The sequence below is a fragment of the Bradyrhizobium guangzhouense genome (assembly GCF_004114955.1).
GTDB lineage: Bacteria > Pseudomonadota > Alphaproteobacteria > Rhizobiales > Xanthobacteraceae > Bradyrhizobium > Bradyrhizobium guangzhouense.
This window is the reverse complement of record NZ_CP030053.1, coordinates 5398290-5417917: the sequence shown is the minus strand read 5'-3', so window position 1 is coordinate 5417917 and position 19628 is coordinate 5398290. Positions and strand designations below refer to the sequence as shown.

Sequence of the window (19628 nt, the reverse complement as noted above, 5' to 3'; positions counted from 1 at the left end):
GTTGATCCTCACATTGGCTGAGTGGAGAACAGACATGTTGAATCAAGGCGAGATGGACCGCAGCGAGATGGGCCGGTTGATCGGCAGCGACAAGGTCGAGGGAACATCGGTCTACGGTGCCGATCGCAACCGGATCGGTTCGATCGAACGTGTGATGATCGACAAGGTCAGCGGCAGGGTGTCCTATGCCGTGCTCGGCTTCGGCGGTTTTTTGGGGCTCGGCAACGATCATTATCCGTTGCCCTGGCAATCGCTGAAATACGACACCGAGCTGGGTGGTTATGTCACCGGGATCACCGCCGGGGCGCTCGAAGGCGCGCCGAAATATGGCGAGCGCGCGGACTGGAACTGGGGTGATGACGCCGCAATGCGCGGCATCAATGCCTATTACGGCGTTCCGTTCGCTTAACCCTCGATGCAGACAAAGCGAGACCCGATGAGCAAGGAAAAGCCCACCGACGACCCCCGCCAGCAGAACGACTGGGGATCCCACGCCCAGACGGACAAGCCCTGGCGGGGCAATCCGGAGAAAGAGCAAAAGTCCGGCGACAAAAAGCCGGACCTGGAGAAATGGCACGAGACCAAGACGCACTGAGCAAGCGCGCCGGGCCATCTACGAAGCGCGGTCGGAACAGGCCGCGCTTCTTTTCTGTGCAATGCATTCACGAATGACGGCGGTGCTCCCACGACCCGGAACCATGCGTTGAGGCTAAGGTTAGGCTCCCGGCGTGCGCGCACGGCACCAGGCCGTTCGTCAAGCCAAAGTCCCGATCAAGGTGTTCACCGTGGATGCTCAAACCCGGGAGCGTGGGCCGTCCGCGGAGCAGCCGCAGAAGGTGGAAGCTCCAAAGACGTCGCCCGATGCCAAGCACGAGACCAAGGAGCAACGCGGCAAGCCGGAGAAAACTCCGACGCTGCGCGAGCGGGCCCGTGAGCATTGGCTGCTCGCAACCGTCGGCGCCATTGTGTTGATCGCGGCTTTGGTCGGCGGGCTGCTGTATTGGCTCGCGGTCCGCCACTACGAATCCACCGACGATGCCTTCGTCGCCGCGCGCAGCTTCTCCGTGGCCTCGAAAGTCGGCGGCTACGTGACCGATATCCCTGTCACTGACAACCAGCATGTCAATGCCGGCGATGTCCTCGCCAAGATCGACGAGCGCGATTATCGCATCGCCGTCGATCAGGCTCAAGCGCAGGTCGAGGTCTCCAAGGCCAACATCGCCAATGTGGCGGCGCAGATCGATTCGCAAGCGGAGCAGATCAAGCAGGCCCAGGCGCAGCTCGAGCAGGCGCAGGCGCAGCTTCAGTTCTCGCAGGAGGAGTTCAACCGCGCACAGGATCTGGTCGAGAAGGGCGCCGGCACCGTGCAGCGTCAGCAGCAGACGCGCTCCGATCTGCAGTCGCAACAGGCCAACACCGAGCGCAGCAAGACCGCGGTCGCCGTTGCCCAGGTCGGTATCAAGACGCTGCAAGCGCAGCTGGAAGGCGCCAAGGCGCAACTCGAGCAGTCGCAGGCACAGCTCGACCAGGCCAGGCTGAACCTGCAATACACCCGCGTCGTCGCCGCGCAGCCCGGCCGGGTCGTCAAGCTCTCGGGCGCCAAGGGCACGTTCGTCACCGCAGGGCAGAGCCTGATGATGTTCGTCCCCGACGATGTCTGGATCGTCGCGAACTATAAGGAGACCCAACTCGCCGACATGCGGCCGGGTCAGCCGGTCGAGATCCGCATCGACGCCTATCCCGGGCGCAAGCTCACCGGCCATGTCGATTCCGTGCAGCCGGGCTCCGGCACTGCGTTCAGCCTGCTGCCGGCGGAGAATGCCACCGGCAATTACGTCAAGGTGGTGCAACGCGTTCCGGTGAAGATCGTGGTCGACAACTGGCCGGCGGATCTGCCTGTTGGTCCCGGCATGTCGGTCGTGCCCTGGACCAGGGTGCGATGACGGACGCCACGCGACACGACGCGTCCACGGGTGCCTGGTCGCCGGAGCGCTCGGCGGCCGGCGGGCATAATCCTTATCTCATTGCCTTCGTGGTTTCGATCGCGACCTTCATGGAAGTGCTCGACACCACCATCGCCAATGTCGCGCTGCGCCACATCGCCGGCGCGCTCGCGGTCGGCATCGACGAGAGCACCTACGTCATCACCAGCTACCTCGTCGCCAACGCCATCGTGCTGTCGATCTCCGGCTGGCTGTCGACCGTGATCGGCCGCAAGCGCTTCTACATGATGTGCGTGGCGACCTTCACGGTGTCTTCGCTGCTGTGCGGCTTCGCCTGGAATTTGCAGTCGCTGGTATTGTTTCGCATCTTGCAGGGGCTCGGCGGCGGCGGCATGGCCACCAGCGAGCAGGCGATCCTCGCCGACTCTTTCCCGCCGCAGAAGCGCGGACAGGCCTTCGCGATCTACGGCGTCGCGGTGGTCGTCGCACCGGTGATCGGGCCGACGCTCGGCGGCTGGATCACCGATACCTACAGCTGGCACTGGGTGTTCCTGATCAATGTGCCGATGGGACTGCTCTCGCTGTTCCTGGTCGGGACGCTGGTCAAGGAGCCGTCGGGCGCGGAGGAGGAGCGGGAGAAGCTGCTGAGCAAGGGCTTGCGCGTCGACTACATCGGATTTCTTCTCGTCGCGATCGGGCTCGGCTCGCTCGAATACGTGCTCGATGAAGGCCAGCGCAACGACTGGTTCGGCTCCAACTTGATCGTCGCCTTCGCGGTGCTGTCGGCCGTGTCGCTGCTCGCGCTGATCCCGTGGGAGCTGACGCGCGAGGATCCCATTGTCGACATCCGGCTGCTCGGCCGGCGGCAGTTCGGCGCCTGCTTCCTGGTCATGCTCGGCACCGGTGCGGTGCTGATCTCGACCACGCAGCTTCTCCCGCAACTGCTTCAGACCGAGCTGAATTATACGGCGCTGCTGGCGGGGCTCGCTCTGTCGCCCGGCGGCATCGCAACGCTGATGCTGATGCCGGTCGTCGGCCGCCTGGTCGGCACGGTGCAGCCGAAATATCTCATCATGTTCGGCGCCGCGGTCGTGGCATTCTCGATGTGGCATCTGACCGGGCTCAATGGCGACATCACCTACGGCTACGCGGCGCTGGCCCGCATCTTTCTCGCCATCGGCCTTCCCTTCCTGTTCCTGCCGGTGACGACGGCCTCCTATGACGGCGTGCCGCCCGACAAGACCAACCAGGCCTCCGCGCTGATCAACGTCGCCCGCAACATCGGTGGCTCCATGGGTGTGGCGCTGGCGCAGACGATCCTGGCGCAGCGCCAGCAATTCCATCAGAGCCGCTTGATCGAGCGCGCCGCACCATCCGACCTCGGCTACCAGCAGACCATCGACGCGATGACGCGCTACTTCCAGGCCCAGGGCTCCAATGCCAGCGATGCGGCGTCGCAGGCGGTCGCCTGGGTCGGCAAAACCCTCCAGCAGCAGGTCGACTTCCTCGCTTACATCGACGTGTTCTGGACGCTTGCGATCATCGCCGTGCTGATGATTCCGACCGCAGCCGTGCTGCGCCCGATCAATCTCGGCGCGCCGGCGCGGGGGCACTAAGAGCGTATCCCATCCTCGGTGTCATCGCCCGGCTTGACCGGGCGATCCAGTATTCCAGAGAGAGTTGTGCTTGAATCGAGACGCCACGGCGTATTGGATGCTCCGGTCAAGCCCACGGGTGTCCGGTTCATTGGAAGTATAGTCCAAGGTTCAACTGGTTTTGGTTGATAGGGACGGACTGCAGAGGTTCGAGCAAGTTGTTGATCGGACGTCTGTGCATGAGATTGGTGCGGACGAGCCGGGCAAATTCGAGGGGACTGTGTACCGCTTTTTGAGCGAGCTGGGCCATGCGCAGGAGGAGAAACGCGATCAGGGCGATGGCGATCTGAATGCGGACTGCGTTCTCGGAGACGCCGATAAAATGCCTGATTCGAAGCGTCTGCTTGACCCAGCGGAAGAACAATTCGATCTGCCAGCGCTGTTTGTAGAGCTCGGCGATCTCTTCTGCCGACGCGTCGAGATCATTGGTCACGATACGCAACTGCTTGCCGCTCTCAATGACGACGCAGATCTCCCTGACCGGAACTTGCAGCGGATTCTTGCGGCTGTTGGCGAGGCGGGCCGGCAAGTGACCGATCCGGTCGCTCACAATATTGCTGTTCTTGGAGACGTGGTTCTCCCTTATCACGTCGAGCGGAGTGTTCTTCTTCAACCGCGTCACGAAGCGGCAGCCGGCCTCATCGAGCTTCGCCCACCAGCCATAATCGTAGTAACCGAGGTCGTAGACGTAGGTTGCGCCCAGCTCAATCGGCATGGCCTTCGCAGCCGTGATGTCGTTGACGTTGGCTGGCGTCACCGCAAAGTAAACCGGCCGATCGGCATTCGGATCGTAGACGATATGCGCCTTGGCCCCGAACACATCGGCCGAAAATGTCGCCCAGCTCTCGCTCAGGCTGGAGAGCCTAATACTGGTAGAATCAATCAGGCGGACCGCATCCGCGGTTGCCCGCCGCAGCCCGCGATGCGCCTGCGGCAGCATCTGTGCGAACAGCTCGCTGAACACCTGCCAAGGTCGCTGCGAGTTGGCGTCCGACATCGTCGAGCGCTTCACCGGCGCCGCCCCCACGTGATAAAGCCGCGTCTCGTGGCTTGCCATCCCAGTCACGATCTCCCGCAGGCTCGTCGAGCCGCTCAATTGCCCATACAGCAGTGCAATAAAGTGGCGCTTCGTCGTCAACTTGCGCACCAATCGATCGGCCCCGTACTTCTCCACGACCTGTTCGAACTTAGACCAAGGGATTTGCTTCGTTAGACTGTGAAATACGCTATTCTGATGCCGCATGGCGTGGACTTCCTTCCGTGTCTCGAACGTGTGCGAAGCGCTCGAAACACAGAAGAATCCCCGTCATGCACCCTGTCCACAACAATCGAACCGGACACCCGTGGGTCAAGCCGGGGCATGACACCTGTGTTTCGAGCTGCTTATGCAATTGCCTCCCGTTGCCCCGGCCCCGCATGCACATGCACCTGCCTGGCATGCAGTACCTCGCCGCATTCGGAGCAGACCATGACCGGGTCGAACAGCTTGCCGCAACTCTTGTGCTCGTGCAGCAACGGGCGGCCGCGCTCGTCGCCCATGTGGGTGTCGCCCCAATGCACCATCGCCATGATCACGGGATAGAGGTCGAGGCCTTTCTGCGTGAGGATGTATTCGTAGCGCTTCGGCGCCTCGGAATAGGGGACGCGGCGCAGGATGCCGAAACGCACCAGCTTCTTCAGCCGCTCCGAGAGCAGGTGCCGGGTGATCTGCAGCGAGGACTGAAACGCCTCGAAGCGTCGCACGCGCAAAAAACATTCGCGCAGGATGAGAAGCGTCCAGCGGTCGCCGACCACGGCGACGGTGCGGGCGAGCGAGCAGGGCTCCTCGTCCAGCGTGTCCCATTTCATGATCCTGTCTCCGCCATGGCCCGGTCAGTCAGTCAGAAAAAGGAACTGACTTGAATGACCAGCGCAATTTGCACGATACGCTAACATCTGACGGAGAAGTTTGACAGTTCTATTTTAGAACTATAGGCTCCAAGCCAATCATGCTTTCACCGGAGGAGGCGACCTTGCCCAAGCGAAATGCGACCGCGGCCGTGATCGGGGCCGGCGATTTCATCGGCGCCGAGATTGCCAAGAAATTCGCCGCCGAAGGCTTCTCGATCTACGCAGGCCGCCGCAACGGCGACAAGCTCGCGCCGCTGGTGAAGGACATCGAAGCCGCCGGTGGCGAGATCCACGCGCGCTCGCTGGATGCGCGCAAGGAGGAGGAGGTCATCTCCTTCCTCGACGATGCCGACAAACACGCGCCGCTGGAGGTCTGCATCTTCAATGTCGGCGCCAACGTCAATTTCCCTGTTCTCGACACCACTGAGCGCGTGTTCAGGAAAGTCTGGGAGATGGCCTGCTATTCCGGTTTCCTCGCCGGCCGCGAAGCGGCGCGGTTGATGCTGCCGCGTGGTGGCGGCAACATCTTCTTCACCGGCGCGACGGCGAGCTTGCGCGGCGGCAGCGGCTTTGCCGCCTTTGCCAGTGCCAAGTTTGGCCTGCGCGCCGTGGCGCAGGCGATGGCGCGCGAGCTCGGGCCGAAGAATATTCACGTTGCCCATCTCATCATCGATTCCGGCGTCGACACCGAGTGGGTGCGGCAGCGCCGGCTCGAGGCGCTCGGGCCGAACGCGCTCGACAACCCCGATCTGCTGATGCCGCCGTCGGCCGTCGCCGATGCCTATTGGCAGCTCTACCAGCAGCCCAAGAGCGCCTGGACCTTCGAGATGGAGATACGTCCGTTCGGCGAGAAATGGTGACCGCGGCGCAGAAGTCCGGTTAGACTGATCCGAACGCCAGGCAAAATTCCGGGGAGGAGAATGAAGTGAAGACCGCGATCACCGAACTGTTCGGCATCGAGCACCCCATCATCCAGGGCGGCATGCATTTCGTCGGCTTTGCGGAGCTTGCCGCCGCCGTCTCCAATGCCGGCGGGCTCGGCATCATCACCGGTCTGACGCAGAAGACGCCGGAGCTGCTGGCCAAGGAAATCGCGCGCTGTCGCGACATGACCGACAAGCCGTTCGGCGTGAACCTCACCTTCCTGCCGACCTTCGCGGCGCCGCCCTATCCGGAATACATCGCCGCCATCGTCGAGGGCGGCATCAAGGCGGTGGAGACCGCGGGCCGCAGCCCGGAAGCATACATGCCGGCGCTGAAGGCCGCCGGCATCAAGGTGATCCACAAATGCACCTCGGTGCGTCATTCGCTGAAGGCCGAACGCATCGGCTGCGACGCCGTCAGCGTCGACGGCTTCGAGTGCGGCGGCCATCCCGGCGAGGACGACATTCCCAACATGATCCTGCTGCCGCGCGCAGCGGAGGAATTGAAGATCCCGTTCGTGGCCTCCGGCGGCATGGCCGACGGGCGCAGCCTGGTCGCGGCGCTGTCGCTGGGCGCATCGGGCATGAACATGGGCACGCGTTTCATCGCCACCAAGGAAGCGCCAGTGCATCAGAACGTGAAGAACGCGCTGGTCGCGGCGACCGAGCTCGACACCCGCCTGATCATGCGGTCCTTGCGCAACACCGAGCGCGTGCTGAAGAACGCCAATGTCGACCGCCTGCTCGAGATCGAGCATGCCAAGGGCGACAAGCTCACCATCGACGACATCCACGACCAGGTCGCGGGCGTCTATCCCAGGATCATGCTGGAGGGGCAGATGGATGCCGGCGCCTGGAGCTGCGGCATGGTCGCGGGTCTGATCCACGACATCCCCTCCTGCAAGGAACTCATCGATCGCATCATGACCGAGGCGGAACAAATCATCCGCAGCAGGCTGATCGGGTTCCTCGACGGGACGGGTACGACGCGAAAGGTCGCCTGACACCGCCAAACTTCTTAACCACGGCGACAATTGGCCGCTGGAATTGCGCGGAACGCCTCCTAAATAGGAGTAAATTGCTCCTCAACATCAAATTTCAGGAGGCGTCCGTGGTCCTGAAAAGCATTCCCAGTGCGGTTGCCATTGCCCTCGTGCTCGCAGTGGGCGGTCTCGCGCGCGCTGACGACTACAAGCCCGACGAATATTTCGGTCTCGATCTCTCCAAGGCCGTGCTGTCGCCGAAGCGGCTCGGGCCCGAGACGCAATTCGCGCCGGTTGCGATGGAAGCGAAGGGCGGCAACGAAGCGCAGGCCCGCGCCGAGCCGGTCGATGTGCCGAAGAAGGTCGCGGCCGAACGCGTGCACGTCTCCGAGCCGAAGATCGCTCACACCAGGAGCGCCCGGCCGCGCGGCGCCGCGCGCACGAAGTTAGCGCATCGTCACGGCAATCCGCTCGACGCGCAGGCGATGGACACCCGCATCCAGACCTGGCCGTGCCGCTCCGGCGGCATCTGCAACTGGAAGCATTGAGCCGGTCCGAGGCCGTCATCCCCGCGTCGCAAAACCGTAGGCCCGGAGTCAAGGAAACGTAAGCCAGCCGTCAAACGGCGCAGGCACCTTCCGTCGCGATTCGACGAAGGTTTCCTTGATGGCAACGCTCCGCGCCTCGCGCGCATGGACCCGGCGGCAGTTCCTGGTCCGCTCCACATCCTCTCTCGCCATCGCCTCGCTCGCAAAGCCCGGCATCAGCCGCGCCGCTGATCGTCCGCAGATCGCGGGCGGCATCCAGTCCGGCGATATCTCGGACGGCTCCGCCGTGATCTGGGCGCGCGCCGACCGGCCCGCGCGGATGCAGGTGGAGTGTTCGACCGTCGAGAGTTTCAAAACCATCATCGCATCTGCGTCGCGTGATGCTCTGCCCGATGCCGACTTCACCGCAAAGCTGCAGCTCGGCGATCTGCCGCCCGGGCAGGACATCTTCTATCGCGTCCGCTTCGACGACATCGCGACCGGCATCCCAGGCGAAAGCCGCGTCGGTCATTTCCGCACCGCGCCCGCCGCCGGCGAGTCGATCTCGTTCCTGTGGTCGGGCGACGTCGCGGGGCAGGGCTGGGGCATCGACATCTCCCGCGGCGGCTATCGCAGCTATCGCACCATGCTGGACCTCAGGCCGGATTTCTTCATCCATTCCGGCGACCACATCTATGCCGACTGCACCATTCCGTCTGAGCAGAAGCTGCCGAACGGCGAGACCTGGCGCAACGTCGTGACCGAGGAGAAGTCGGAGGTCGCGCACACGCTGGCGCAGTTCCGCGGCAACTACAAATACAATCATCTCGACGAGCATTTCCGTGCCTTCCACGCCGAGGTGCCGATGTTCGCGCAATGGGACGATCACGAGGTCACCAACGACTGGTCGCCGACCGGCAGCTACGACGCTGCCGGCTATGAGGACGACGGCACGCCGCGCCTGGTCGCGCGCGCCCGCCGGGCCTTCTTCGACTTCATGCCGATCCGCGACATCGGCGCGCGGCAGGGCCGCGTCTATCGCAAGATCTCTTATGGCCCGCTCCTCGATGTCTTCCTGATCGACATGCGCAGCTACCGCGACGAGACCTGGAACAAGGGCAGGGATCAGCGTGGCTGGATTCTTGGCGCCGCGCAGCTCGCCTGGCTGAAGCGCGAGCTCGCCGCCTCGCGCGCGACCTGGAAGGTGATCGCGGCGGATCTGCCGATCGGCCTGATCAGCCTCGATGCCGTCGCGCTCGGCGACGGCCCGCCCGATCGGCGCGAGCACGAGATCGCCGATCTGCTGGCCGCGATCAAGCGCGCGGGTATCCGCAACATCGTCTGGCTCACCGCCGACATGCACTACACCGCGGCGCACTACTACGATCCGAACAAGGCGCAATTCCAGGATTTCGAGCCGTTCTGGGAGTTCGTCTCCGGTCCTCTCCACGCCGGCACCTGGGGCCCCGGCGAGCTCGACAACACGTTCGGCCCCACGGCGATGTACCGGAATGGCTGCAGCGAGGCCCAGGGCGAGAATCTCGCACCCTGCTTCGGCCTGCAGTTCTTCGGCCGGGTCGACATCGACGGCGCCAGCGGCGTGATGACGGTGACCCTGAAAGACGTCGACAACCGCGACCTCTGGTCGGTGGACATCGTGCCTCAGGCGCGGCCGGCGTTGGTGGCGCAGCATTCGTGAGGGCTGGGCGGCTGGTTCACCTCTCCCGCAAGCGGGAGAGGGGGACCACCTAACCCGATCTTGATTGGCCGCCCCGCGTCCTCGCGGCTATACTGCCCGTCCCCGCCACCTCTTTTCCATCACCGAAGAGTCTGCTCACGCGGCATCGTCGCGCGCATCCGGCGGGCTGCAATACCTCAGGAGCCTGTTCCATGGACAATCTGAAAACACAGGGCATCAGCATGCCCAAGCTCGGCCTCGGCACTTTCCGCATGCAGGGCGATGCCTGCCGTGCCGCGGTCGAGAGCGCGCTGTCGATCGGTTACCGCCACATCGACACCGCCGAAATGTATGCCAACGAGGAGGTGATCGGCGCCGCGCTCGCCGCCAGCTCCGTGCCGCGTGGCGAGTTGCACGTCACGACCAAGGTCTGGCACGAGAACCTTAGCCCCGATGCGATCCGCCGCGCCTTCGACGCCAGCCTGACGAAGCTCAGGCTCGACCATGTCGATCTCTACCTGGTGCACTGGCCATCGAAATCGGCGAACTGGGGCGCGGTGTTCGAGACCCTGATGAAGCTGAAGGAGGAGGGGCGGACGCGCGCGATCGGCGTTGCCAATTTCACCACGGCGCTGCTCAAGATCGCGGTCGAGGACATCAAGGCGCCGATCGCCTGCAACCAGGTCGAATATCACGCGATGCTGGATCAATCGAAGGTGCTGGCCTATCTCAGGGCGAAGTCGATCCCGCTGGTCGCCTATTGCCCGCTGGCGCAGGGGCGTTTTGCCACGGACCCGGTGCTCGCCGAGATCGGCGCCAGGCACAATGCGAGCGCCGCGCAAGTCGCATTGAAATGGCTGCTCGACCAGGACGGCGTCGCCGCGATTCCGAAGGCCTCGCGCCGCGAGAGCCAGCAGGCCAATCTCGACGCACTGAAGATCGAGCTGGACGATGCCGACCGCAAGAAGATCGCCGCGCTGCCGAAGGACAAGCGTTGCGTCAATCCGGGCTTTGCGCCCGCCTGGGACTAGGTGGCGCATTCATGAAGGCGCCGATGTCGGCTTTCGGGCGCAAGCAGGTTCCATGCTTCATCAGGGCATGACTGCTTGTGACCCCAAGCCCGGAATATGCATCACGTGGCTGGCAAGTGAGCAACCATTTCCTCCGCCTGCGAACATCAGGTGAGGCTAGTAAAGTCCGTGCATGACGGGTCCGGCGTCCGGGGGAAGTGACCTGCGGTCCGGATCGTCGTCGCCCATTTCCGAATAATAATCCGGCGGTGCCGTGCCGGGTTTGAAAGGCTCGATGATTGCGCTCTGGGCAGGCCCGGCGCGCATCCCGGTCTTGGGGTCTACGCGGACGAGCTTGATCCCGGCAGGCACCTTGAACGGGGTCGCCGGCTTGTCGGCGAGTGCAAGCTTCATGAAATCATGCGCGATCGGAACCGCGATGAACGCGGCTTGCGCCTGCTTCCCGCTGCCGAGGCTGCGCGGCTTGTCGTAACCAACATAGAGGCCGACGACGAGATCCGGCGAGAAGCCGATGAACCACACGTCCTTCGCCTGGTTGGTCGTGCCGGTTTTGCCGGCGATCGGCTTGCCGATGTCACGCATGCCCATGGCGGTGCCACTTTGGACGACACCTTCCATCATCTCGGTGATCTGGTAGTCGGTCATGGGATCGAGCACCTGCTGACGGTGGTCGATCAATTGCGGCTCCGGCTGGTCGTGCCAATTCCCGGCGGCGTCGCAGCCGATACATTCGCGGCTGTCGTGCCTGAAGATGGTGTGACCGTAACGGTCCTGGATGCGGTCGATCAAGGTGGATTTCACGCGGCGACCGCCATTGGCGATCATGGAATAGGCCGTTACCATCCGCATGACGGTCGTTTCGCCCGTGCCGAGCGAATAGGACAAGTAATTCGGTAGTTCGTCATAGATGCCGAAACGTTTGGCGTATTCGGAGATCAGGGGCATGCCGATGTCCTGCGCCAGGCGCACGGTCACCGTGTTCAGGGACAGCCGCAGCGCATTGCGAAGCGTCGTCGGCCCCAGATTGTTCTCGCTCGCGGAGAAGTTCTCCGGCCGCCATACGCCGGCGCCCGGTCCCATGTCGATCTCGATCGGTGCGGCGAGCTCCTGGCTCGATGGTGTGTAGCCATTGTCCAGTGCTGCCGCATAGACGATCGGCTTGAACGACGAACCGGGTTGCCGATAGGCTTGGGTGGCGCGGTTGAACTGGCTCTGGTCGAACGAGAAGCCGCCCACCATGGCCAGCACGCGACCCGTCGTGGGCTCCATCGCGACCAGTGCGCCAGATACCTCGGGCACTTGCTCGAGCCGGTATTGACCGCTGACGGGTTTGCCGTCCCGGTACAATGGATCGGCATAGATCACATCTCCCGGCTGCAACACTTGCGCCACCGAGGACGGGGTCCTTCCACGGGACGGACCCGCGACGGCCTTGGCCCACTTCACGCCGTCGAGCGGGATCAAGCCGATCTCGCGGTCCGGGCTGAGCGCGCCGGTCGACTCGCGAGCGGGTTGGAAGCCAATCCGGGCGGACTGATCGGAGACCTGCAGCACCACCGCCATCCGCCATGGCGAGACGTCGGCGAGAGACTTCACGTCGGCCAGCTTGACGCCCCAATCGCCGGCCATGTCGAGTTTGCTGACCGGCCCGCGATAACCCTGCGCTTCGTCGTATTTTGCGAGCCCGGCGACCATGGCCTTGCGTGCCATGACCTGAATCTTCGGATCGAGGGTGGTGTGGACCGACAAGCCACCCTCATACAGTTTCTTCTCGCCGTAGCGCTCGAGCAGCTCGCGCCGGACCTCCTCGGCGAAATATTCGCCGGCGAAACGATGTGCGCTGTTGGAGTGACTGACGAATTCGATCGGCTCCTTGCGGGCTTTGTCCGCATCGGCCTTGCTGATCCAGCCGTTCTCGAACAGGCGGTCGACCACGTAGTTGCGACGCTCGATCGCGCGGTCGTGGTTGCGGACCGGATTGAGGCTGCCGGGCATCTTGGGCAATGCCGCGAGGTAGGCGGCTTCCGCGACGGTCAGCTCGTTCACGGACTTGTCGAAATAGGTCAGCGCGGCCGCAGCGATGCCGTAAGAGCCTGCGCCCAGATAGATCTCGTTCAGATAAAGCTCGAGGATCTTGTCCTTGGAATAGGTGCGCTCGATGCGCGTCGCCAGCAGTGCCTCCTTGATCTTGCGGGCGAATGACACTTGATTCGTCAGCAGGAAATTCTTGGCGACCTGCTGGGTAATGGTGGACGCGCCTTGCGGACGGCGATCCGAGCCGAAATTCTCCACATAGAGAAGCGCAGCTCGCGCCATTCCGGAGAAATCGACGCCGCCATGCTCGTAGAAGTTCTTGTCCTCCGCGGCGAGAAACGCGTTGATGACCAGCTTGGGCACGGCCTGGATCGGCAAATAGAGCCTGCGTTCCCGCGCATATTCGCCGACGAGAGAGCCGTCAGCCGCATGGACGCGCGTCATCACGGACGGTTCGTAATCCTGCAATTGCGAATAATCCGGAAGGTCTTTCGAGAAGTGCCAGACGAGCCCTGCCACGCCGGCCACGCCGATCAGAAATATGATGGTGCCTATCGTGAAGAGAAAACCGAGCAATCGCGCCATCAACCGCATCGGCCGATATTCCACCATTCCGTTGATCTTGGGGGTTCAAATCCGGTGCCAGGTCGGATGACCGAGCTGGCGGCACGATCCGCCAACCCTCAAAGGTCTTTGAAAACACCGAGATACCAGACTCCGAGGTTGCGGCAAATTTGGGGCTGCGATGATCCTCCTTTTGCTTCTGGCCCGTTGCTGTCCTCACTTGGCCGCAATGTCCGCTCGCGGGAGATGGGCGGGCCAACTCGGAGCAGCTCGCCAGGGGCAGCTTGTGACCCGTTACCCCGCTGCCCCCATGCGGGGTCCCTGCGGCATCGGCGCGGTGCTGACGAGACCAGTTATTTCGACTATCCTTATCGAGATGGGCCAGGACAGGACCCACGAGGGCAGATCGATGAGCACGGTAAAAGGCGCTCTGGCACAGAAGCGTGGCGCTCTGATCCATGTACGTTCCGGCGACATGGTCGTCGAAGCCTTGCGCCAGATGCGCGACAACCGGGTCCGCTCGGTGCTGGTCATCGACGACGACAAGCTGGTCGGTATCGTGACCCAGGGTGATTGCGCCATCAAGGTGCTGCTGCCCGGGCTCGACGCGAAGCAGACGCCGGTGGGCCAGGTGATGACGGGCAACCCGGTGACGATCAAGCCGGACGATCCGCTGGACGCCTGCATGGCAGTGATGGCTGCGCGCGGTTTTCGTCACCTGCCGGTGCTGGATGCGGGCAAGGTCGTGGGCGTGATCTCGATCGGAGACGTCGTCAAGAACATCATCCGGGATTTGGAGCACAACGTGGACGACCTGATGGGTTACATCATGAAGGACGGTCCCGGGGGCTGACAAACGAACCGCGGTGTTGTCGCCCCTGAGTATGTCTGCCTGTAGCGCGTTGTTGACCTTCGCTCGGAGAGCCGCGATGCCTGCTCAGGAGAGATGGCGGACCAACTCGGAGCAGCCTGCGAGGAGCAGCTTGTGACTGAGCGGACCATAGCGGGATGGTTTCGCCGCCACGTACGTGCTGATAGGGGAGCCCCCCGGTCAATCATACATTTTGTGATGGCTGTCACATCCCTACGAATGCGGCGATGGCAATGTGGTCGCACCGGCGTTTGATGATCGCGCCGACCAATGGAGACATGTGATGACTGGTACAATCAACGCGAAGAGCAACGTTCTGGGTGAGCGCGAACTCGACTGCGTGAGCGGTGGCATCAAGGGGGCACTTGAGGGCGTGTGCAGAAAAGACCAAGGGAAGTCTGGTCAAAACGACCCCGCCCAAATGTTTCAACAGATTTTGCAGCAATTGACCCAAGGGCAATAGAGCACTGCGCGCGGATCGGGTCCCGCGAGTCGTGTTTGGGTGCCGCGATTGACGCCCAGCAGCTAGTGGCCGATCAGCGAAGATGCGGGTCGCCAACATCAGGACCGTTTATCGGTGTCTCGCCGACGCGATTCAGCAAAGCTTCTGGGTCATTGTCCAGTGAGCCGCCCTCGATGATCCCACCCTCATCCTTGATCACGACAGGCCCATGGCCGACTAGCATTGAACTAAACTCACCAGTCTCCATGTAGGCACGCGATTGATAGTAAAACGCCCACCCGCGCGACAGGCGCTCGGGCCTGCCTAGGGACGCAAGGGTCTCCCCGAGCTCATTCTGCTTTCGCTCTATAAATACCTCGAATGCTGCAATCGCCGCTGCTACGTCCATGACCCCATCACTCCCCCAAGCCCAAGTGCAGGTAAACTGATTCTGAATCAAGTCAGCTTTTGGCCCCGTGGCTGACCTCAGCCCAGAGCGCGGCGATGTCGGCTTCCGAGAGAGGATCCGACCAAGGGCATGTTGGCTGCCGAGGGCAGCCTTTGACCCATTGCCGAACTTCGAGCGGCTAATTTGCTGCGACAGACTGTGCATCCGCGCTCAGCAACATGATAGCGTGTAAAGGTTGGCTCTGGAGGAGTAGTTGTGCAGCGACGCGAATTCATCCTAGGTCTAGGTGGCTTGGCAGCTATGACGCCGGTTTGTACGGAGGCTCAACAGCGTACGCGGCGGATTGGAGCCTTCGTAGTGACTAGTCCCGTCCAAGAAGCCTACGCACGTGCGCTTCGAGAGGGCCTCAGTGCCCTCGGCTGGATCGAAGGCAAGAATATCCAGTCTGATTTTCGCTGGGCCAGACCAGACCCTGACAAACTGAGAGCCGACGCTGCCAGTCTGGTTGATCTCAATCCTGAAGTGATTGTCAGTGGTGGTACGCAGGCGACAACTGTCTTGCGCGATCTAACTGAGAGAATTCCGATTGTTTTCGTGCACGTTGCCGACCCCGTTCAGGAGGGCCTTGTGCAAAGTCTCCCACATCCTGGAGCAAACATAACCGGCTTTGCCGCATATGAATTCTCGATCGCCGGAAAATGGCTAGAACTGCTCAAGGAAATTGCGCCGCGCACGACGAACGTTCTGGTCCTCGCCGGCCCAAACCCAACTTGGCGGACACACGTAAAAACGATGCAAGACGCGGCGCCATTGCTCGAAATACAGTTGACCATCGCGCACGTGAAAAGCGCCGCGGAAATCGAAGCAGAGGTTGACGCCTTTGCAAAAAGGCCGAGAGGCGCCATGATCGCTCTGCCGGACATCATGCTTTCGGCCAACCACGAGCGTATCACTGGCCTCGCCGGCAAGTACCGCCTACCGGACCTCTATGCAAACGTGCAGGCGCTCGGAAATGGATTGATCCGCTACAGCTCCGACTGGCCCGACCTCTACCGACGTGCAGCAACCTATGTCGATAGAATCCTAAAAGGCGCGGAGCCGGGTGATCTTCCGGTCCAACAACCCGTCAAATTTGAGCTGATCATCAATCTCAAGACGGCGAGCGCCCTGGGTCTCACGGTCCCTCCGGCTCTGCTCGCCCGCGCCGACGAGGTGATCGAGTGAGCCCAGGACGTTGCGCTTTATGAGTCCGTTTGTGGCCCATGGCCGCAGTAGATCGATGTCCGCTGTTCGGCCGCTATTGGAGGCAGAGCACACGTAGCGGATGATGAGTAGATGCCTCGTCGTCAGTCGATTTGAGCGCAAAGAAAATGGCCCCATCAGGGGCCATCTCCATTTGCGTTGCGCGTTAGTCCCAGTGGCGATGACCACGCTTGATCACCACGACGCGGTCGTGATGGCGCCAGCCGCGATGCCAGCCATTGTCGCGATGCTCGCGGAATTCGGCGCGGGCGCCGTACGGGCCGTGATGACCGTGCTTGACGATGACGGTCTCGGCACTAGCCAGCGTCGGCGCCGCAACCGCGAGCGCACCCAGAGCGGCAACGACATAACCAAGCTTCTTCATGATGTCCTCCTCCAATCGAATGCAAATTTAAACCGCGCATTCGCGTGAACGTTCCCGAGGGAAAGGGAAGAGAATTCTGAATGGATGTTCAGCATCAGGATGATCGTTGGTGGCAGCGTTGCAGCGGAAGCGTCGGCGCGCCTGATTTGACGAATTTGCCGTCCCTGATCGTGTATTCGCCTCGCTCATTGTGATTGTAGATCGCGCGCAGGCTGCCGTCCTTCGCGAGCATCAATCCGGATTCGCGCGTCTGATGCAGCGCGGGGAAGTAGACCATCAGGTTGAGCAGGCCTTCGGCATTGACGGTGGCGGACACGACCTCGTTGTCGTCCTTGGCGTCGCCGAAATCGCGGCGGTACATCACGCGGCCATCCCCGCGAATTTCGTAAGTGAGCAGCGCGCCCTTGTCGCGGTCGGGGCCGACCGTGCAGTCGACCGCCCATGACCCGAGCAGGCCCCACTGCTCGACCGTCGCCGCGAGCGTTTCGGCATCCGCAAGCGATGTGAACGCAATCCAAAGCACCGCCGCAATGGTCCAGCGGCTCAAATATCGCATCATGTCCGGAAAGGCCCCGCCTGGAAGAGTTCCAAAGTGTAGCATCCCCGTTGCGGCCGTCCACGGGAGCCATCCGCCGCGCGCGAATTTGATCCGCGTCAATGAGGCCATGCGCTTGCGGGGTAAGATGACGCTCCCGAAGGCGAACGTGGTGAGAGCGATGCTGAATCAAGTGATGGATTTCGCGGGCGAGGTGCTGCCGGGAAGCTGTGCCGTGCCGCCTAATTCCGAGACCGCGTTTCTGGCCGAGCTGGGCGAGCGCCTGAAATCGTCGCGCGCCCGCTGCGAGCTGTCGCGCCGGGAGCTGGCCCGACGCTCCGGCATTTCGGAGCGCTACATCGCCCAGATCGAGGCCGGCAAGGGCAACGTCTCGATCGTCCTGTTGCTGCGGCTTGCCTCGGCCATCCACGGCAGCCAGCCGCAGGCGGCCTAATCCGACTTCAGGCCCGCTTCTCCACATTGGCGCTGCGGGCCGGCACGCCGAACTCCTTGCGGCAGATTTCGGCCAGCACGGCGATGCCGTCGCGGATCTGCTGATGCGACGGGCTTGCAAAGCACAGCCGCAGGCGCGAGCCCGCATACGGCTTGTTGGTCGACCATTCCGGCCCGGGATTGATGGCGACACCGGCGGCAAGCGCCGCCTGATAGAGCTTGAGCGTGTCGACCTGGTCGGGCAGCTTCACCCACAGGAAGATGCCGCCCTTGGGCTCCCCGAATTCGGCCGCGGTCCCGAACTGCTCGTTGAGGGCTTCCATCAGCGTATCGAGCTTGGTGCGCAGCGCCTTGGACAGAACAGGCACGTGGCTTGCGAAATGCGGCTTGCAATAGGTGGCGAGCACCATCTGCTCCAGCGCGCCGGAGCCGGCATCGGTCTTCAGCGCCAGCATCCGCGACATCACATCCCAGGGCGCCACGATGAAGCCGACGCGCAGCGCCGGCGCGATCGATTTCGAGAACGAGCCGACATGGATCACGCCGCCGTTCTGGCTCATCGCGGAGAGCGCCGGCGGGCGCTCTCCGGACCAGACCAGGTCGGCATAGCAATCGTCCTCGAAGACGGGCACGCCATATTCGGCCGCCAGGCGCAGCAGCTCGGCGCGGCGGCTCTCCGGCATGATGCTGCCGGTCGGGTTCTGCACGGTCGGGATGGTGTAGATGTATTTCGGCCGGATGCCGCGGCTCTTCAGGTCGGCCAGCGTCGAGGCCAGCGCGTCCATCCGCATGCCGTCGTCGTCGAGGGGAATGCCGACCGTGTTGACGCCGAGCCGCGTCAGCCGCTGCAGCGCTCCCTGATACGTCTCCTGCTCGACGATCACGGTGTCGCTGCGCGTCAGCAGCGTGCTGTTGACGAGGTCGAGCGCCTGCAGCGAGCCGGAGACGATCATGAGGTCGTCGGCCGTGCAGACGATGCCGGCATCGCGCTTCAGCTTCGTCACCAGGAATTCGCGCAAGGGGATGTAACCCTGGGGGCCGTGCGCCAGTCCGTAGGTGGCAAGCGAGCGGCCCTCGCGTTGCAGGGCCTGCTTGGCGGCCTCGATCAGTTCGTCGAGCGGCAGCTGCTCGGAATCGTTGTTGCCGCCGACGAAGCTGTATTTGGCAAGGCCCGTCCAGCGCGCAGAAGGGGCCGGCAGCCCTGCGGGAAACAGGGGCGCGAAATCGAAGCTGGACGTCATGGGAGCGTTCCTCGTTGTTTTTATTTGAGCGTTGTTCTTATTGGGCGGCCGGCTTGGTGCCGACCGGGCGCCGCGATCTTGATGATGCCATCATGCCAGTGTTTTGCCCGACGGGTCAAACAAAATTCGTAAAATCCGCATCTCCCGTCGGGCGTGGGAACAAGGCGTTGATTTGACCGGCGCGGCTACTGTGCATGGGGTTGTTTTCGCGGTTTCGATCTGCGGCCGTGACGGCGCGGCTATTTTTTACCCACCGTCCTGGTCGGACGGCCCTGGCTGATGAAAGCGTAATGCGCATTGGCGACGCCGCCAACCATCAGGGCCTCGACGACGGGCTCGGCGATCTCGCCCGTGGCGGCCCAGTCCACGATGAAATTGGCCCCGGTCCCGCCGCGCACGTCGTCGGTCGGAATGACGATCGAGATGGTGGCGAGCGGCTTCACGGCGACCGGCGCCTTCAGATAGCTCTCGACCTGCTTGCCCGCGGTGTCGAAATAGGCGATGCGCCTCACCACCAGGGCTTGCGTCTCCGAGGCGTTGTGGACGCTCAAGGTCACCGAGAAATCGACCCGCAGCTTGCCCTGGCTCATCGCCACGCTCGAATAGGCCGGCACGTAGAAGCCGCCGGTCACGGCGAGTTCCTCCTTCGGCATCGCTTGAAGCGAATCGGCGAAGGTCTGTTCGAGGTTCACCTTGGGCTGTGCGGCCGCTGGGCCGGCGAAGGCGAGGGGGCATAGCAGCATTGCAGCGGCGAGGGCCGCCCGCATGTGACGAATTGCTCGTTTGCCGCGCTGCACGCGGTCTCTAGGGTGCGGCAAAACG

Annotated in this window: 21 protein-coding genes; 13 read left to right on the top strand and 8 right to left on the bottom strand. The window is 62.9% G+C overall.

The genetic code is table 11. The features are described 5' to 3' along the window. Positions 1-34: 34 nt before the first annotated feature. The 4 genes from XH91_RS25895 (at position 35) to XH91_RS25885 (ending at position 3559) form a co-directional block, all read left to right on the top strand. On the top strand, positions 35-409 hold the full coding sequence (locus XH91_RS25895) for a PRC-barrel domain-containing protein (RefSeq protein ID WP_128953210.1): 375 nt from the start codon (positions 35-37) through the stop codon (positions 407-409). Between the two features lie 27 nt (positions 410-436). Beyond that, positions 437-595 carry a hypothetical protein gene (locus XH91_RS39010; RefSeq protein WP_164934176.1) on the top strand — a complete coding sequence of 53 codons (159 nt, stop codon included), beginning with the start codon at positions 437-439 and terminating at the stop codon, positions 593-595. Between the two features lie 190 nt (positions 596-785). Further along, positions 786-1943 carry an HlyD family secretion protein gene (locus XH91_RS25890; RefSeq protein ID WP_128953209.1) on the top strand — a complete coding sequence of 386 codons (1158 nt, stop codon included), beginning with the start codon at positions 786-788 and terminating at the stop codon, positions 1941-1943. Continuing rightward, the gene (locus tag XH91_RS25885) at positions 1940-3559 is read left to right on the top strand and encodes a DHA2 family efflux MFS transporter permease subunit (protein WP_128953208.1); all 1620 of its coding nucleotides are present in this window, start codon (positions 1940-1942) and stop codon (positions 3557-3559) included. The genes XH91_RS25890 and XH91_RS25885 overlap by 4 nt, the downstream gene beginning before the upstream one ends. Positions 3560-3686: 127 nt before the next feature. On the opposite strand, the gene XH91_RS25880 is transcribed toward XH91_RS25885, so the two are convergent. After that, positions 3687-4841, bottom strand: a complete 1155-nt coding sequence (locus XH91_RS25880) for an IS4 family transposase (RefSeq protein ID WP_128950217.1) — start codon at positions 4839-4841, stop codon at positions 3687-3689. Between the two features lie 140 nt (positions 4842-4981). Beyond that, complete coding sequence (locus XH91_RS25875; protein ID WP_128953207.1) at positions 4982-5446, bottom strand: winged helix-turn-helix transcriptional regulator; 465 nt, start codon at positions 5444-5446, stop codon at positions 4982-4984. A gap of 164 nt (positions 5447-5610) precedes the next feature. On the opposite strand from XH91_RS25875, the gene XH91_RS25870 reads away from it, so the two are divergent. The 5 genes from XH91_RS25870 (at position 5611) to XH91_RS25850 (ending at position 10630) form a co-directional block, all read left to right on the top strand. Beyond that, positions 5611-6348 (top strand): SDR family oxidoreductase, encoded by a 738-nt coding sequence (locus tag XH91_RS25870; protein WP_128953206.1) that lies wholly within the window; start codon positions 5611-5613, stop codon positions 6346-6348. A 65-nt stretch (positions 6349-6413) separates the two neighbouring features. Continuing rightward, the gene (locus XH91_RS25865; protein WP_128953205.1) at positions 6414-7415 is read left to right on the top strand and encodes an NAD(P)H-dependent flavin oxidoreductase; all 1002 of its coding nucleotides are present in this window, start codon (positions 6414-6416) and stop codon (positions 7413-7415) included. A gap of 107 nt (positions 7416-7522) precedes the next feature. After that, positions 7523-7942 carry a hypothetical protein gene (locus XH91_RS25860; RefSeq protein WP_128953204.1) on the top strand — a complete coding sequence of 140 codons (420 nt, stop codon included), beginning with the start codon at positions 7523-7525 and terminating at the stop codon, positions 7940-7942. Between the two features lie 118 nt (positions 7943-8060). Continuing rightward, on the top strand, positions 8061-9620 hold the full coding sequence (locus XH91_RS25855) for an alkaline phosphatase D family protein (RefSeq protein WP_128953203.1): 1560 nt from the start codon (positions 8061-8063) through the stop codon (positions 9618-9620). 191 nt (positions 9621-9811) lie between these two features. Continuing rightward, entirely contained in the window at positions 9812-10630 is an 819-nt protein-coding gene (locus tag XH91_RS25850) for an aldo/keto reductase (protein ID WP_128953202.1), read from the top strand. A 156-nt stretch (positions 10631-10786) separates the two neighbouring features. Here the strand turns inward: XH91_RS25850 and XH91_RS25845 are convergent, their stop codons facing one another. Beyond that, positions 10787-13258 carry a penicillin-binding protein 1A gene (locus XH91_RS25845; protein ID WP_128954994.1) on the bottom strand — a complete coding sequence of 824 codons (2472 nt, stop codon included), beginning with the start codon at positions 13256-13258 and terminating at the stop codon, positions 10787-10789. Between the two features lie 256 nt (positions 13259-13514). Here XH91_RS25845 and XH91_RS25840 point away from each other — a divergent pair, with 256 nt between their 5' ends. Next, positions 13515-14081, top strand: coding sequence for a CBS domain-containing protein (locus XH91_RS25840; protein WP_245477202.1), 567 nt, complete (start codon positions 13515-13517; stop codon positions 14079-14081). 301 nt (positions 14082-14382) lie between these two features. Further along, positions 14383-14562: a hypothetical protein gene (locus XH91_RS25835; RefSeq protein WP_128953201.1), complete on the top strand. Its 180-nt coding sequence runs from the start codon at positions 14383-14385 to the stop codon at positions 14560-14562. A gap of 73 nt (positions 14563-14635) precedes the next feature. Here the strand turns inward: XH91_RS25835 and XH91_RS39005 are convergent, their stop codons facing one another. Further along, entirely contained in the window at positions 14636-14950 is a 315-nt protein-coding gene (locus XH91_RS39005; protein WP_164934313.1) for a YrhB domain-containing protein, read from the bottom strand. 357 nt (positions 14951-15307) lie between these two features. Between XH91_RS39005 and XH91_RS25825 the strand changes: the two genes are divergently transcribed. Then, entirely contained in the window at positions 15308-16174 is an 867-nt protein-coding gene (locus XH91_RS25825; RefSeq protein WP_164938246.1) for an ABC transporter substrate-binding protein, read from the top strand. A 184-nt stretch (positions 16175-16358) separates the two neighbouring features. Here the strand turns inward: XH91_RS25825 and XH91_RS25820 are convergent, their stop codons facing one another. Together XH91_RS25820 and XH91_RS25815 are read right to left on the bottom strand one after the other, a co-directional pair. Continuing rightward, on the bottom strand, positions 16359-16577 hold the full coding sequence (locus tag XH91_RS25820; RefSeq protein ID WP_128953199.1) for a hypothetical protein: 219 nt from the start codon (positions 16575-16577) through the stop codon (positions 16359-16361). A 94-nt stretch (positions 16578-16671) separates the two neighbouring features. Continuing rightward, positions 16672-17136 carry a hypothetical protein gene (locus XH91_RS25815; RefSeq protein ID WP_164934242.1) on the bottom strand — a complete coding sequence of 155 codons (465 nt, stop codon included), beginning with the start codon at positions 17134-17136 and terminating at the stop codon, positions 16672-16674. Between the two features lie 157 nt (positions 17137-17293). On the opposite strand from XH91_RS25815, the gene XH91_RS25810 reads away from it, so the two are divergent. Then, positions 17294-17566, top strand: a complete 273-nt coding sequence (locus XH91_RS25810) for a helix-turn-helix domain-containing protein (protein WP_164934243.1) — start codon at positions 17294-17296, stop codon at positions 17564-17566. 7 nt (positions 17567-17573) lie between these two features. Here XH91_RS25810 and XH91_RS25805 read toward each other — a convergent pair whose 3' ends face one another. Both XH91_RS25805 and XH91_RS25800 read right to left on the bottom strand, forming a co-directional pair. After that, positions 17574-18806: an aminotransferase-like domain-containing protein gene (locus XH91_RS25805; RefSeq protein WP_128953196.1), complete on the bottom strand. Its 1233-nt coding sequence runs from the start codon at positions 18804-18806 to the stop codon at positions 17574-17576. A gap of 239 nt (positions 18807-19045) precedes the next feature. Further along, positions 19046-19573: a DUF3124 domain-containing protein gene (locus tag XH91_RS25800; RefSeq protein ID WP_164934244.1), complete on the bottom strand. Its 528-nt coding sequence runs from the start codon at positions 19571-19573 to the stop codon at positions 19046-19048. Between the last annotated feature and the right edge of the window lie 55 nt (positions 19574-19628).